The sequence below is a fragment of the Neorhizobium sp. T25_27 genome, assembly GCF_002968565.1.
Lineage (GTDB): Bacteria > Pseudomonadota > Alphaproteobacteria > Rhizobiales > Rhizobiaceae > Neorhizobium > Neorhizobium tomejilense.
The window spans coordinates 16,569-30,799 of the sequence record NZ_PVBJ01000021.1 but is presented as its reverse complement, the minus strand read 5'-3'; the positions used below and the strand labels follow the sequence as shown (position 1 = coordinate 30,799).

Annotated in this window: 10 protein-coding genes and 1 riboswitch; of the genes, 8 read left to right on the top strand and 2 right to left on the bottom strand. The window is 62.2% G+C overall.

What is annotated here, in order from left to right; translation table 11 throughout:
* Positions 1-357 precede the first annotated feature (357 nt).
* The 5 genes from C5J24_RS30800 (at position 358) to C5J24_RS30780 (ending at position 8,075) form a co-directional block, all read left to right on the top strand.
* Positions 358-1,308 carry a phosphoribosylaminoimidazolesuccinocarboxamide synthase gene (locus C5J24_RS30800; RefSeq protein WP_105423486.1) on the top strand — a complete coding sequence of 317 codons (951 nt, stop codon included), beginning with the start codon at positions 358-360 and terminating at the stop codon, positions 1,306-1,308.
* Positions 1,309-1,402: 94 nt separating this feature from the next.
* Positions 1,403-2,005 carry a TetR family transcriptional regulator gene (locus C5J24_RS30795; protein WP_105423484.1) on the top strand — a complete coding sequence of 201 codons (603 nt, stop codon included), beginning with the start codon at positions 1,403-1,405 and terminating at the stop codon, positions 2,003-2,005.
* Between the two features lie 165 nt (positions 2,006-2,170).
* Positions 2,171-3,367, top strand: a complete 1,197-nt coding sequence (locus tag C5J24_RS30790; protein ID WP_105423482.1) for an efflux RND transporter periplasmic adaptor subunit — start codon at positions 2,171-2,173, stop codon at positions 3,365-3,367.
* Positions 3,368-3,416: 49 nt separating this feature from the next.
* A complete protein-coding gene (locus C5J24_RS30785) occupies positions 3,417-6,515 on the top strand; it encodes an efflux RND transporter permease subunit (protein ID WP_105423480.1) in 3,099 nt (1,032 codons plus the stop codon).
* A gap of 132 nt (positions 6,516-6,647) precedes the next feature.
* On the top strand, positions 6,648-8,075 hold the full coding sequence (locus tag C5J24_RS30780) for an efflux transporter outer membrane subunit (protein ID WP_105404362.1): 1,428 nt from the start codon (positions 6,648-6,650) through the stop codon (positions 8,073-8,075).
* A 100-nt stretch (positions 8,076-8,175) separates the two neighbouring features.
* On the opposite strand, the gene efp is transcribed toward C5J24_RS30780, so the two are convergent.
* Positions 8,176-8,745, bottom strand: coding sequence for an elongation factor P (gene efp / locus C5J24_RS30775; protein ID WP_038591328.1), 570 nt, complete (start codon positions 8,743-8,745; stop codon positions 8,176-8,178).
* Positions 8,746-8,910: 165 nt separating this feature from the next.
* Here efp and epmA point away from each other — a divergent pair, with 165 nt between their 5' ends.
* Positions 8,911-9,981 (top strand): EF-P lysine aminoacylase EpmA, encoded by a 1,071-nt coding sequence (epmA, locus tag C5J24_RS30770; protein WP_105423478.1) that lies wholly within the window; start codon positions 8,911-8,913, stop codon positions 9,979-9,981.
* Positions 9,978-11,024 carry a lysine-2,3-aminomutase-like protein gene (locus C5J24_RS30765; protein WP_105423476.1) on the top strand — a complete coding sequence of 349 codons (1,047 nt, stop codon included), beginning with the start codon at positions 9,978-9,980 and terminating at the stop codon, positions 11,022-11,024. The genes epmA and C5J24_RS30765 overlap by 4 nt, the downstream gene beginning before the upstream one ends.
* Before the next feature lie 733 nt (positions 11,025-11,757).
* Here the strand turns inward: C5J24_RS30765 and thiC are convergent.
* Positions 11,758-13,569, bottom strand: a complete 1,812-nt coding sequence (gene thiC / locus C5J24_RS30755) for a phosphomethylpyrimidine synthase ThiC (protein ID WP_105423472.1) — start codon at positions 13,567-13,569, stop codon at positions 11,758-11,760.
* A gap of 99 nt (positions 13,570-13,668) precedes the next feature.
* A riboswitch (TPP riboswitch) is annotated at positions 13,669-13,801 on the bottom strand.
* Between the two features lie 178 nt (positions 13,802-13,979).
* On the opposite strand from thiC, the gene C5J24_RS30750 reads away from it, so the two are divergent.
* The gene (locus C5J24_RS30750) at positions 13,980-14,231 is read left to right on the top strand and encodes an acyl carrier protein (protein WP_046606773.1); all 252 of its coding nucleotides are present in this window, start codon (positions 13,980-13,982) and stop codon (positions 14,229-14,231) included.

Genomic DNA, 14,231 nt, shown 5'->3' with positions numbered 1-14,231 from the left:
CGGTCCCAACCAGCATGCGCCAATCAATCAGTGATTTCTGTAGAACGAAAGTCGTCGTCGCCAGCAGCGCCGCCGCCCTCGTTCAGTGAGCGGGTTATAGATCCCACCACCATTTGAAGTCAACAGCATTGATTCAGAAATCTTGAGAAATCGTACAAATATTTGTTTTTACAGGATAATATACGATTTTGGAGAATCCTGAGGCGTTAACATTCGTTAACCGCACTCTATATAGTGCTCTTCATCGACCGCGGGACCGAGATACTCGTGAAGACGGCCATTCCTTCCATTCTTGTGCCGCTGCTGCAAAACATGCGATAGCAGAATGCCCCCGAAACTCTCTGGAAAGTGGTCCCCGTGCGCGTTCTCTCCGATGCCTTCATTCCCGAATTGCCGAACCCCTATCGCGGCAAGGTACGCGAGAACTACGATCTGCCGGACGGCAGCCGCATCATCATTGCAACCGATCGCCTCAGCGCTTTCGACCGCATCCTGACCGCGATCCCCGACAAGGGGCATGTCCTGACCCAGACCGCGCGTTACTGGTTCGAGGCGACAAAGGACATCTGCCCCAACCATGTGATCGCCTATCCGGATCCGAATGTGGTGATCGGCAAGCGGCTCGACATCCTGCCGGTCGAGATCGTCGTGCGCGGCTATCTTGCCGGCACCACCGGCACGTCGCTGCTCACCCTCTATAAGAAGGGAGAGCGGACCATGTACGGGCTCGATCTCCCGGACGGCCTCAAGGACAACGAAATCCTGCCCGCCCCGGTCATCACGCCGACCAGCAAGGCCTTCGACGGCGGTCACGACGAGCCCCTGACGCCGAGCGAGATCGTCGAGCAGGGACTTCTGACCGCCGAACAATGGACGACCCTCTCCCGTTATGCGCTGGCGCTTTTTGCGCGCGGGCAGCAGCTGGCGGCGCAACGCGGCCTGATTCTCGTCGATACCAAGTATGAGTTCGGCACGGATGCCGAGGGCACCATCATCCTTGCCGACGAGATCCATACGCCGGACAGCAGCCGCTACTGGATCGCCGACAGTTATGGTGAGGCCTTCCGCAACGGTACGCGGCCGAAGAGTTTCGACAAGGACTTCATCCGCGCCTGGGTGGTCGAGCGTTGCGACCCCTATAAGGATGAGATCCCCACGATCCCGGCCGAACTCGTCGAGGAGACCGCCAAAGTCTACCGCACGGCTTACGAGACGATCACCGGCGAGACTTTCGTGCCCGATACCAGCGGCGCGACCGTGCTCGACCGTATCCGCCGGAACCTGGCGCCCTATTTTACCGCGGGTTGAACCGCCGCCCCGAAATCCCATTCGGCGTTTTTGAAGAGGCCGGCGTTTGGAAGAGGCCGGCTTTTAAAAAGGCCACCGTTCAGAAGAGGACAGAGTGCGCAGACCGAGACGCAAGGCGGAAGAAACCCGGGGCGATATCCTCAACACGGCAGAGACGCTCTTCCGTGAACGGGGGATCGCCAAGTGTTCGATCGCCGACGTCGCCCATGCGCTGCACATGTCGCCCGCCAACATCTTCAAGCATTTCCATTCCAAGGCATCCCTGGCGGATGCCATCTGCGACCGGCATATCAGCCGCATGATCGGCCGGTTCGAGACACTCGACGAGCCGGCGCCGGCGCCCGAACGGCTGGCGATCGTCGTCCGCAAGCTGATGGAGGCGCATCTCCAGGACCTCCGCGACAATCCCTTCCTGTTCGAGATGATCTTCCTGATGTCGGAGGCGGATCTGCCGAGCGGCCAGCATTACAAGCGGCTGATCGAGAACCTGTTCAGCGAACTGATACGACAGGGTGTCGAAAGCGGTGCCTATAAATGTACCGACCCGCAGGCGATCAGCCAGCACGTGGCGGCCGCCTTTGCGAGCGTGCTGCATCCGGTCCTTCTGGCCAAGGCCGGTGAGGCGGAATTGCATGACCGCTGCAATGGCCTTGCCAGACTTGTGAATGCTGCGCTGCAAAATCCGCTTGCCAAGTGACGGTTTTATATTTACGTCACTTTCGCGAACCTGGAACGCCGGTTGAACTTACGTTTTCGACCACTACTGTTCCGACCGCCTAAGACGGGTTAATCTCCCCGCCTTCCGCCCCGGCACATCCGCCTGCCGAGGCGATCGCCCAGATGTTTTGCCTTGGATGACGCCATGACCGGACGCAAACTGATACTTCCCCTGCTTTTTTCCGTGGCGCTCGCTGCCTGCAGCGATTCGGGCCAGACGCCGGCCGGCAACGGTGCGGCAGGCGGCGCTCCGCAGCGCCCGCCTCAACCGGTCAGCGTGGTGATCATGAAGAAGTCCGAGCAACCGATCACGGCCGTCCTGCCGGGCCGGGCGGCACCCTTCCAGATCGCCGACATCCGCCCGCGCGTCACCGGGGAGATCAAGCAGATCGCCTTCAAGCAGGGCAACGAGGTCAAGGCCGGAGACCTTCTCTACAAGATCGAGGACAGCACCTATGCGGCCGAGGTCGCCCAGGCGAAGGCGACCGTATCGAAGGCGGAAGCCAGTATCCCGAGCGCCCAGGCGAACCTCTCCCGCTACGAGCGGCTGGTCAACAGCGGTGCGACGCAGATCGAATATGAGAGCGCGCGGGTGACACTTCTCCAGGCGCAGGCGGATGTCGAACAGGCCAATGCCGCGCTCAATGCCGCCCAGATCAATCTCGACCTGACCGAAATCCGGGCGCCCTTCGACGGCGTCACGTCGATCTCCAATGTCAGCATCGGCAATATCGTCACCGCCAACCAGACGACGGCATTGACGACGCTGCGCCGTCTCGATCCGATCTACATCGACCTGATCGATTCCAGCACCAATCTTCTGGAACTGCGCTCGGCCATGGCTTCCGGCCGCCTGAGCGGCGATCCGCGCAAGGCCGATATCCGCCTGACCCTTGAAGACGGTACGGACTACCCGCTGACCGGCAAGCTGGACATGGCCGACATGGCCGTCAGCGAGACGACCGGCACCTATCAGATCCGCGCACTGTTCGATAATCCGAGCGACATGATCCTGCCGGGCACCTATATGCGCGCCACCGTCACCCTCGGCAACGAGAACGGTTACCTGATCCCGCAGCGTGCCGCGACGCGCAATGCCCGCGGGGAGCTTTCCGCCAAGTTCGTCGCGGCGGACGGCAAGGTCGAGACCCGTATCTTCCCGACCAGCGGCGTTTCCGGCAGCAACTGGCTGGTCACGCAGGGCGTAACCGATGGCGACCGCCTGGTCGTCGACGGCTTCCAGTGGATCGCCGATGGCGCCACGGTTCAACCGGTCGAGGCGACCGTCGACGACAAGGGTTTCGTCGTCGAGGCGCCGAAACCAGCCGCTGCAAAGCCGTGAGGCCCCGAGCGGAACCGATCATGACGAAACGCGGCAAGGAATAATCTGAATGGCCAAGTTCTTTATCCGGCGACCGGTATTCGCCTGGGTCATCGCGATCGTCATCATGCTCGGCGGCGCGCTCGCCATTGCGACGCTCTCGATCTCGCAATATCCCGACATCGCGCCGACCACGGTCAGGATCACGGCAAGCTACAACGGTGCAAGCGCGGAAACGGTCGAGAAATCGGTGACGACGATCATCGAGGACGGCATGACCGGCCTTGACGACCTCACCTATATGACGTCGTCCTCCTCGACCGGCCGCGCCAACGTCACACTGACCTTCGGCAGCAGCGTTCTTCCGGACATCGCCCAGGTGCAGGTGCAGAACAAGCTGCAGCTCGTACAGTCGCAGCTCCCCGATGTCGTGCAGCAGGCGGGCATCGAGGTCGCCCGTTCGACCTCGAGCATCCTGATGGTCGGCGCCCTGGTTTCCACCGACAAGAAGCGAAGCTCCGTCGATCTCGGCGACCTGTTTTCCACGCAGATCGAGGATCAGGTCAAGCGTCTGGAAGGCGTCGGCAGCATCGACATCTTCGGGTCCGGTTACGCAATGCGCGTCTGGCTCGATCCCTACAAGCTGCAGAAATACCAGCTGACGCCCGCAGATGTGACCTCCGCGATCCAGTCCCAGAACACCCAGGTTTCGGTCGGCGCCCTCGGCGGCCTTCCGGCCAAGGCGGAGCAGCAGCTTACGGTCACCATGACCGCGCAAAGCCAGCTGACGACGGTCGACGATTTCGAGCGGATCATTCTCAAGGTCGAACAGGACGGCGCGACGGTGCGGCTCAGCGATGTTGCCCGCGTCGAGATCGGCGAAGAGAGTTATGGCGGCGGTTCCCGCCAGAACGGCCTGCCGTCCACCGGTTTCGCCGTGAACCTCGCCACCGGCGCCAACGCTCTCGATACCGCCGCACGCGTCAGGGAGGCGCTGACCGCCATCGGGCCCAATCTTCCGGACGGCGTGGAGATCACCTACCCCTACGATACGACGCCCTTCGTGCAGCTTTCGATCGAGAAGGTCGTCCACACGCTCATCGAAGCGATCATCCTGGTTTTCGTGGTCCTGCTCGTCTTCCTGCAAAATCTGCGTGCGACGCTGATCCCGATGATTGCGGTGCCCGTCGTCCTGCTCGGCACGTTCGGGGTGCTGGCGATAACCGGCTATTCCATCAACACGCTGACGATGTTCGCCATGGTTCTGGCCATCGGCCTTCTGGTCGACGATGCCATCGTCGTCGTCGAGAATGTCGAGCGCATCATGGACGAGGAGGGCTTGAGTCCGCTCGAAGCGACCGAAAAGTCCATGGGCGAGATCACCGGGGCCATCATCGGCATCGCGCTCGTCCTGACCGCGGTGTTTATCCCGATGGCCTTTTTCGGTGGCTCGACCGGCATCATTTACCGGCAGTTCTCGATCACCATCGTGTCCGCCATGCTGCTTTCGGCGCTGGTCGCCATCGTGCTGACACCGGCGCTTTGCGCCACCATGCTGAAGCCGATCGATCATCACAAGAAACGTCGCGGTATCGGCGCCCTGTTCAATCGCGGTTTCGAGCGGTCTACGAGCGGATATGTCAGCACCATCGGCTACCTCCTGAAGCGACCGTTCCGTGTGATGCTGGTGTTCCTGTTGGTGATCGGCGGCTGCGCCTGGCTTTTCACCAGGCTGCCGAATTCCTTCCTTCCGCAGGAAGACCAGGGCGTTCTGCTGACCATCATCCAGACGCCCGTCGGCGCCACCACGCCGCGCACCGACGAGGCGGTCAAGAAGGTCGAGGCCTATTTCCTCGAAAAGGAAAAGGACAATGTGGATGCTGTATTCGGCGTCCTCGGCTTCAGCTTCAGCGGAAGCGGCCAGAACAATGCGATCGTCTTCACCAAGCTGAAGGACTTCGCCGAGCGAACCAGGCCGGAGCAGTCCGCCGCAGCTATCGTCCAGCGGGCGAGCGGCTATTTCTTCAGCATCCGTGATGCGCAGGTCTTCGCGCTTCTGCCGCCGGCCATCCAGGGACTGGGCACGTCGAGCGGCTTCTCCATGTATCTGGTCGACAGCGGCAACAACGGCAATGCGGCGCTGACCACGGCATCGCAGCAGCTCATCCAGGCCGGTACCGGCAATCCGAACATCAGTTCGCTGCGCAGCAGCACCCAGCGGTCCGAAACCCAGCTCAAGATCCTGCTCGACCAGGAAAAGCTGGGCGCGATGGGCGTTGACCTCGCTTCGGTCAATTCGATGCTGGCGACCATCTTCGCCGGACGCGACGTCAACGACTTCACCCTCAACAACGAGCTGAAGCCGGTCTATGTCCAGGGCGATGCGCCCTACCGTATGCAGCCGGATGACCTGAAACACTGGTTCGCCCGCAACACTAGCGGCGAGATGGTTCCCTTCTCCGCCTTCAGCACCGTCCAGTGGATCAACGGCACGCCGCAGCTTGCGCGCTTCAACGGCACCAGCGCCATTCCTTTCGACGGCGCGGCGGGTCCCGGCGTCAGTACCGGCCAGGCCATGGACGAGATGCAGAGGCTGACGTCCGCACTGCCTGGCGGTTATTCGGTGGCCTGGCAGGGCATTTCCTACCAGGAACGGCTGTCCGGCTCGCAGGCGCCGATGCTCTACGCCCTATCGGTCCTGATCGTCTTCCTCTGCCTCGCGGCGCTCTATGAAAGCTGGTCGATCCCGTTCTCGGTCATATTGGCCGTGCCGATTGGCGTGCTCGGTGCGCTCTCCGCCGCGTATTTCTTCGGCCAGTCGAACGACGTCTACTTCAAGGTCGGGCTCCTGACGACGATCGGCCTGGCGGCGAAGAACGCCATTCTGATTGTCGAATTCGCCAAGGATCGTCAGGCCGGCGGGATGAAAATGATCGAGGCCACCCTCGAGGCAGCGCGCCTGCGACTGAGGCCAATCGTCATGACATCGCTCGCTTTCATCCTCGGCGTCGTGCCGCTGGCGATCGCGACCGGCGCCGGATCCGCGGCCCAGAACGCCATCGGCGTCGGCGTGCTGGGTGGTATGCTTTCTGCAACACTTCTCGGAATTTTCTTCGTTCCGTCCTTCTTTGTTGTCGTTAGACGGTTATCAAAGCGTGAAAAAGAGTAGGATGACGATTACGTTCGTTAACGTATTCGACCTTTAATGCCGTCAGAAGCTATGCGAATCGCTGCTGACGGGACAATCGGAAGAGGCATGAGTGCTGACCTTCCACGCGTTATAGGGCACTGGGACAGAAAAATGTTATCCATTCGTGTTGTTGCTCCTCTCACTATGCTGCTGCTTTCGGGCTGCGTCGTCGGTCCAGATCACAAGGCGCCGGAAATTGCTCTTCCGGGTAAATTTGCCGAAGCCGGCAAGACCAGCAACGGCGATGTTTCGCAGGTTGCCTGGTGGACCGCATTTAATGACAGCCGTCTGAACGGCTATGTAAATCAGGGGATCGGTCAGAACCTCGATATCCTCCAGGCTCTGGAGCGGATCACGTCTGCCGAGGCCAACGTTACCGTCGCCGGCGCGGGCGCTCTCCCGTCGCTGGATCTCTCGGCCGCCAGCACGACCACCGGCACTCGTACCAGCCCCGGTTCGTTCTCGCGGACGACCGTGACGGCGGGTACTGCCGATGCGTCCTGGTTCCTCGATCTTTTCGGCCTCTACAGGCGTTCCAAGGAAAGTGCGCTCGCAAGCCTCGATGCTGCCTATGCCAGCGAGGACGTCGCACGTCTCTCGTTCCTGTCTCAGATCGCCGCGGCCTATATCGACGTACGCTACTATCAGGAGCGTATTGCGATTGCCCGCCGGAACCTCGATTCGCGGCGCGAAACACTGAGCCTCACCAAGCTCCAGCTTGATGCCGGCGCGGCGTCCCGCCTCGATGTCGTCCAGTCGGAAGGCTTGGTCAATTCGACGATCGCGGAAATTCCGGGCCTGGAAACGAGTTTCCGGGGTGCGGCGCACCGTGTCGCCACGCTTCTCGCCATGCCTGCATCGTCGCTCGTTCCCGAACTGCAGAAAGGCGCCCGCCAGCCGGTCGCCCGCTTCAGCACCAAGGCCGGCGTCCCGGCGGACCTGATCCGCAACCGTCCGGACATCCGTGCCGCGGAACGCCAACTCGCATCGGCAGTCGCCGAAATCGGCGTCGCCGAGGCCCAGCTCTATCCGGCCATTACGCTCGGCGGCTCCATTTCTCCGAGATACAACGCACTTACCCCCGGCCTCGATAGCCGGGCCTTGACCTGGTCCTTCGGGCCGCAGCTGAGCCTGCCGATCTTCGACGGCGGTCGTCTGCGCGGCAACGTCAAGATCGCCGAATCCAGCGCCCGCGGACAGTATCTCGCCTGGAAGCAGACGGTTCTGAACGCGGTCGAGGAAGTGGAAAATGCACTGGCCGCAGTCGCCCGCGACAGCCGCACGGTTTCCGCACTTCAGGCAACTGTGAAGTCCTACGAAGAAGCCCTGCAGCTCGGTACCGCCAGCTATCGTGACGGCGCTTCCTCGCTGCTCGACGTTCTCGACGCCCAGCGTGAGGTCTCGACCGCTCAGTCGAACCTCGCAGCCGCCGTGCGTCAGATGGCGCAGGACTACGTCTCGCTCAACGTGGCGATCGGCGGCGGTTACGCCTTCGGCAAGACCGATACCAAGGTCGCGTCGGTGGTCGTCAAGAAGTAGGCTCCGCCCCAACATAACCGACAACAAAAAACCTCCGGAGCCAGCGCTTCGGAGGTTTTTTTATCACGCCCGGAAAGGCCGGGGACGATCAATTCGACGATCAGTTCTTGGCGCGCTCGACGTAGGAATTGTCTTCGGTGGCGATCACGACGCGGGTGCCGGCATCGACATGCGGCGGAACCGCCGTGCGGATGCCGTTCGACAGCATGGCCGGCTTGTAGGACGAGGAAGCCGTCTGGCCCTTGACGACCGGTTCGGTCTCGACGATCTCGAGCGTCACGTGGCGCGGCAGCTGAAGAGCCAGCGCAATGCCCTCGTGCATGGACAGAACGCAGGTCATGCCTTCCTGAAGATAGGCCTTCTGGTCGCCCATCGTATCCACGTCCACCACGACCTGGTCGTAGTTTTCCGGGTTCATGAAGTGGAAGCCTTCGCCGTCTTGATAGAGGAACTGGTGGTTGACGTCCTCGACGAAGGCGCGCTCGACCTGCTCGGTCGTCCGCCAGCGCTCGGACACCTTCACGCCGTCGACGATGCGGCGCATATTGACCTGCGTGACAGGCGTGCCCTTGCCGGGATGGAAGTTCTCGGCGGTGAGAACGACATAAAGCTTGCCGTCCACATCGATGACGTTGCCCTTGCGGACAGAAGAGGCGATGACCTTGACCATAGGATTCCTTGTGGTGCGAACCGGCTTGTAACTGCCGAAAATGCGTCGTAGAGGACCGGGCGATAACCGGCCCGAAGGACGGATCGTCTGTTTTCCGGCCGGAACTACTCCAAAACCGCGCAAAGTGGAAGCCTTGCCGGGGAGAACCGGCGAAGAAAGCCGTAAATGAGCTCGTCGCGACCTGCCATATCCCGCTCGCCCTGGTGGACGCCGGCAAACCACGCCGACCGTCGGCCCTTCCTGATCGGCCGCAACGCGGTCCAGACGACGTTGCGCGACTTCTTCTCGCAGCGCGATTTCATCGAGGTCGATACGGCGACGCTCCAGGTTTCCCCGGGCAACGAGACCCATCTGCATGCCTTCGCAACCGAAGCGATCGCCATCGACGGCGGCGGGGCGCCGCTCTATCTGCACACGTCGCCGGAATTTGCCGCCAAGAAGCTGCTGGCCGCCGGCGAGAAGCGTATCTTCACCTTCGCCCATGTCTACCGCAACCGGGAACGCGGGCCGCTGCACCATCCGGAATTCACCATGCTGGAATGGTACCGCGTCGGCGAAACCTACGAACAGTTGATGGCCGATTGCGCCGAGATGCTGGCACTGGCCGCCGATACCACCAGGACCGGGCGCTTTGCCTTCCGCGGGCTGGAAGTCGATCCTTTCGCCGAGCCGGAACGCCTGACGCTCGCTGATGCCTTCGACCGGTTCGCCGGCATCGACCTGCTCGCCTCGGTCGCGACGAACGGCGATACAGACCGCGATCTCCTGGCGGCCGGCCTGAAAAAGGCCGATATTCGCTTTGCCGAAGACGACACCTGGGCAGATCTCTTCAGCAGGGTCCTGGTCGAGAAGGTCGAGCCGCATCTCGGCCAGGATCGCGCGACGATCCTCCACGAATACCCCGTTTCCGAGGCAGCGCTCGCCCGGCCCTCCGCCGGTGATCCGCGCGTCGCCGAACGTTTCGAGCTTTATGCCTGCGGCGTCGAGCTTGCCAACGCCTTCGGAGAACTGACCGACGCCGGCGAACAACGCCGCCGGTTCGAGCACGAAATGGCCGAAAAGTCCCGCATCTACGGCGAACGTTATCCGCTCGACGAAGATTTTCTCGATGCGCTTTCGATCATGCCCGACGCGAGCGGCGCCGCACTCGGCTTCGACCGGCTCGCCATGCTGGCAACGGGTGCGACCCGCATCGAACAGGTCATGTGGGCGCCGGTCGCGGAGGTGTTTTCGTGACCGCAGTCCGTTCATTGAAAACCCCGGAAGATCTCGCGGCCGCCGGCCTGATCGAGCCCCAAAAGCTCGACGGCGTCCGAGCCATCGCAGACCGCTACGCGATCGCGCTGACGCCAACCGTGGTTTCGCTCATCGACAGAACCGATCAAAACGATCCGATCGCCCGGCAGTTCGTGCCAGATCCGAACGAATTGCTGACGACTCCGGAAGAGCGTGCCGACCCGATCGGCGATCAGGCGCACAGCCCGGTCAAGGGCATCGTTCACCGCTATCCGGACCGGGTGCTGCTGAAGGCCGTGCATATCTGCCCGGTCTATTGCCGCTTCTGCTTCCGCCGCGAGATGGTCGGGCCGCAAGGCGACGGAACGCTTTCGCCCGAGGAGCTGTCGGCAGCGCTCGCCTATATTCGTGAGCATCCGGAGATTTGGGAAGTCATCCTCACCGGCGGCGACCCGTTGGTCCTTTCGCCAAGACGGCTTGCTGCCATCATGCGCGGCCTTGCCGAGATTCCTCATGTAAAGATCGTCCGCTTCCACACGCGGGTGCCGGTCGTCGAGCCGGACCGCATCGACGCGGCAATGATCGCGGCACTGAAGGAAAGCGGCAAGGTGATCTATATCGCGCTGCACGCCAACCATCCGCGCGAAATGACCGCCGCCGCCCGGACCGCCTGCGCCCGCCTGGTCGATGCCGGTTTTCCGATGGTGAGCCAGACGGTGCTCCTGCGCGGCGTCAACGACGAACCGGCGGTGATTGGCGACCTGATGAAGGCTTTCGTCGAGACCCGGATCAAGCCCTATTACCTTCATCATCCGGATCTCGCACCCGGCACCAGCCACTTCCGGCTGGATATCGCCGAAGGCCAGAAGATCGTCTCGGCGCTGCGGGGCACCATCTCCGGCCTCTGCCAGCCGACCTATGTCCTGGATATCCCCGGCGGCCACGGCAAGGCGGTGATCGGCGAAAGCGCCGTGCGCGGCGAAGGCGGCTGTTATTCCGTCAGCGATTTCCGCGGCGGGGAGCATGCGTATCCTCCGAAATGACACGGGTTCTTGTTCACGCGGCGAAATGCGCCCGTGGCTTGGCCTGGAATTGGAGAGCCCACACGAATGCGGAACCTCGATTGATTTTTAATGGTGGCTCCGCATTCGCGTGGCCTTCGGCGTCTTTTCGGGGCTTCCGGCCCCTACAGGTGATCATCTCGCCTCGCTGCGTGGCTTTGTTCGCGCCCATCCTTTCGGGACAGGCCTGCCACTTGCACGGCTCAACCGAACCGGACATGGCTGTCCGGGGGAGGCTTGATAGGGAGACTTCATCTCCCATGGCTTTCACCTCTTCCACCATCCCCGCACGTTACGGTTCCGATGAAAGCGCCGGCCTCCGCCTGCCCGCGAACGTCTCGCGAAACACTCCGGCGACGGAAGCGGGAGGATTGTAGGCATGGTAGCGAGGGGTGGGGAAATCAAAAGCGAGAAAAATAGGGCGCGCCGTATGAGCCCCCTCTGTCGTCGGGCATCTCCCACCAGGGCAGGGCGATCGCATATGGAATGTGAGGCGGTGCGGCATTCTTAACCCTCCCCCTTGTGGGGAGGGTGGCCGGCAGGCGGGAGGGGTTTTGATGCTGGATAAAGTCCCCTCCCCAACCCCTCCCCACAAGGGGGAGGGGCTCCACGCGCCGTCCCATACATTCATATGAGGTCGCCCTGGGGGAAGATTGGCTGGCAGGACGGCAGCGGCGAATGAACTGGCCTCCACATCGAAGGGTATAGGATCAGCTCACTCCTTCTCGACCGGCATATAAAGATCGCCACCGTCGCGATATTTCGCAGCCATGGCTTCCAGGCCCTCCTTCTGCGCTTCGGCGCGGATGTCGTGGGAAATCCGCATCGAGCAGAATTTCGGGCCGCACATGGAGCAGAAATGCGCCACCTTGTGCGCCTCCTTCGGCAAGGTCTCGTCATGCATCGAGCGGGCCGTTTCCGGATCGAGCGACAGGTTGAACTGGTCCTCCCAGCGGAATTCGAAGCGGGCGCGCGACAGCGCGTCGTCGCGCACCTGCGCCGCCGGATGGCCTTTGGCGAGATCGGCGGCATGTGCGGCGATCTTGTAGGTGATGACGCCCACCTTGACGTCGTTGCGGTCCGGCAGGCCGAGATGTTCCTTGGGCGTCACGTAGCAGAGCATGGCGGTGCCGAACCAGCCGATCATCGCCGCCCCGATGCCCGACGTGATGTGGTCGTAGCCCGGCGCGATATCGGTGGTCAGCGGCCCGAGCGTGTAGAACGGCGCCTCGCCGCAGACCGCGAGCTGCTTGTCCATGTTGGCCTTGATCTTGTGCATCGGCACATGGCCGGGGCCTTCGATCATCACCTGGCAATCCTTCGCCCAGGCGATCTTCGTCAGCTCCCCGAGGGTCTCCAGTTCCGCGAACTGCGCCGCGTCATTGGCATCGGCGATCGAACCCGGGCGAAGACCGTCGCCGAGCGAGAACGACACGTCGTAGGCCCGGGCGATGTCGCAGATTTCCTCGAAATGTTCGTAGAGGAAACTTTCCTTGTGGTGGTGCAGACACCACTTGGCCATGATCGAGCCGCCGCGGGAAACGATGCCGGTGACGCGGTTGACGGTGAGCGGGATATAGGCGAGCCGCACGCCCGCATGGATGGTGAAGTAGTCGACACCCTGCTCCGCCTGCTCGATCAGCGTGTCGCGATAGACCTCCCAGGTCAGGTCTTCGGCAACGCCGTTCACCTTTTCGAGCGCCTGGTAGAGCGGCACGGTGCCAATCGGCACCGGCGAATTGCGGATGATCCAGTCGCGGATATTGTGGATGTTGCGGCCGGTCGACAGGTCCATGACCGTATCGGCGCCCCAGCGGATCGCCCAGACCATCTTCTCGACTTCCTCGGCCATCGACGAGGTGACGGCCGAATTGCCGATATTGGCATTAATCTTCACCAGGAAGTTGCGGCCGATGATCATCAGTTCGGATTCGGGATGGTTGATATTGGCGGGAATGATCGCCCTGCCTTCGGCGACTTCGCGCCGAACGAATTCCGGGGTCACGAAGTCCGGCACATGGGCGCCGAAACTTTCGCCGTCGCGGATGAGCGGTTCCCCGGCCGCCTGCCGGCCGAGGTTCTCGCGGATGGCGACGAATTCCATCTCCGGCGTGATGATGCCGGCCCGCGCATAGGCGAGCTGGGTGACGGCCCGGCCCGTTTTCGCCTTGAAGGGCTGGTTGCGGACCGGGAATTCCGGCGTCAGATGGCTCCCGGACACGAAGCCGTTGTCCTCCGGCCTGACGATGCGGCCCTCATAGGTTTCGACGTCGCCGCGGGCGGCAATCCAGCTTTCGCGCAGGCGAGGCAGGCCGGCATCGATGCTGATCGCGGCGCCTTCGACGGTATAGGGACCGGAGGAATCGTAGACGGTGACCGGCGGTTCGCCGGAGGTCGGATGCAATGCGATCTGGCGCATCGGCACGCGGGCGTCCGGGTGGATCGTTCCTGCTTTCAGGACCTTCGTGGAAGCGGGAAGCGGGCCGGTGGTGACGACCGGGGTGAGCTTGGTGGTTGCGATATTCATGGTTCAAGGCTCCAAGGTTTGACGTTTGGAGACCCAGTTCCAGTGTTGGAATGATGGAAAAACACCCCGGAATGCGAAGGACGGTTTCCCGCCCTCGCTGCCGCAGCGCCCGCACCGTCCCTACGCCAGTATGAACTGGATCAGGTTCAACGGGTCACTGCGCCTCGGCCGGCCAAAGCCGTTCCGACCAGCAGTATCTCAGCCCCTTGGCGGGACCCCCCTGGTGAATGGCGCCATCAGAAACCCGCGGGCCGTTGATGTCAAGCCGGGCCATGCCGATGGCGATCGATCGGATTTTACGGAATCCCGCAGCCCTAACTTCACGACGTTTATTGCCGGAATCTTATGCTTTCCTGCGTAGTAACGTCCCCAGCGATGAACGCAGATTTGAACGATCCGGAGATGTCGAGATGAACGAGACCATTCGCGAATTGCTCACACGTGTAGGCGGCCTTCCGGTCGCGGTGACCGAGCTGGAAGACGGCGCCGATCTTTATGCGGCCGGCCTCTCCTCATTTGCATCCGTACAACTGATGCTCGGCCTGGAAGAGGCCTTCGACATCGAGTTTCCCGACAGCCTTTTGAACCGCAAGTCCTTCGCCAGCATAGCTGCGATCGAGCAGACGGTTTCGCATATCCTGAAAGCGCGCGAGGCCGCTTGA

Coding starts and splice junctions, on each gene's coding strand:
- C5J24_RS30790 (WP_105423482.1), top strand. CDS start 2,171: ATGACCGGACGCAAACTGATACTTCCCCTGCTTTTTTCCGTGGCGCTC.
- C5J24_RS30785 (WP_105423480.1), top strand. CDS start 3,417: ATGGCCAAGTTCTTTATCCGGCGACCGGTATTCGCCTGGGTCATCGCG.
- C5J24_RS30780 (WP_105404362.1), top strand. CDS start 6,648: ATGTTATCCATTCGTGTTGTTGCTCCTCTCACTATGCTGCTGCTTTCG.
- efp (WP_038591328.1), bottom strand. CDS start 8,745: ATGGTCAAGGTCATCGCCTCTTCTGTCCGCAAGGGCAACGTCATCGAT.
- epmA (WP_105423478.1), top strand. CDS start 8,911: ATGAGCTCGTCGCGACCTGCCATATCCCGCTCGCCCTGGTGGACGCCG.
- thiC (WP_105423472.1), bottom strand. CDS start 13,569: ATGAATATCGCAACCACCAAGCTCACCCCGGTCGTCACCACCGGCCCG.
- C5J24_RS30750 (WP_046606773.1), top strand. CDS start 13,980: ATGAACGAGACCATTCGCGAATTGCTCACACGTGTAGGCGGCCTTCCG.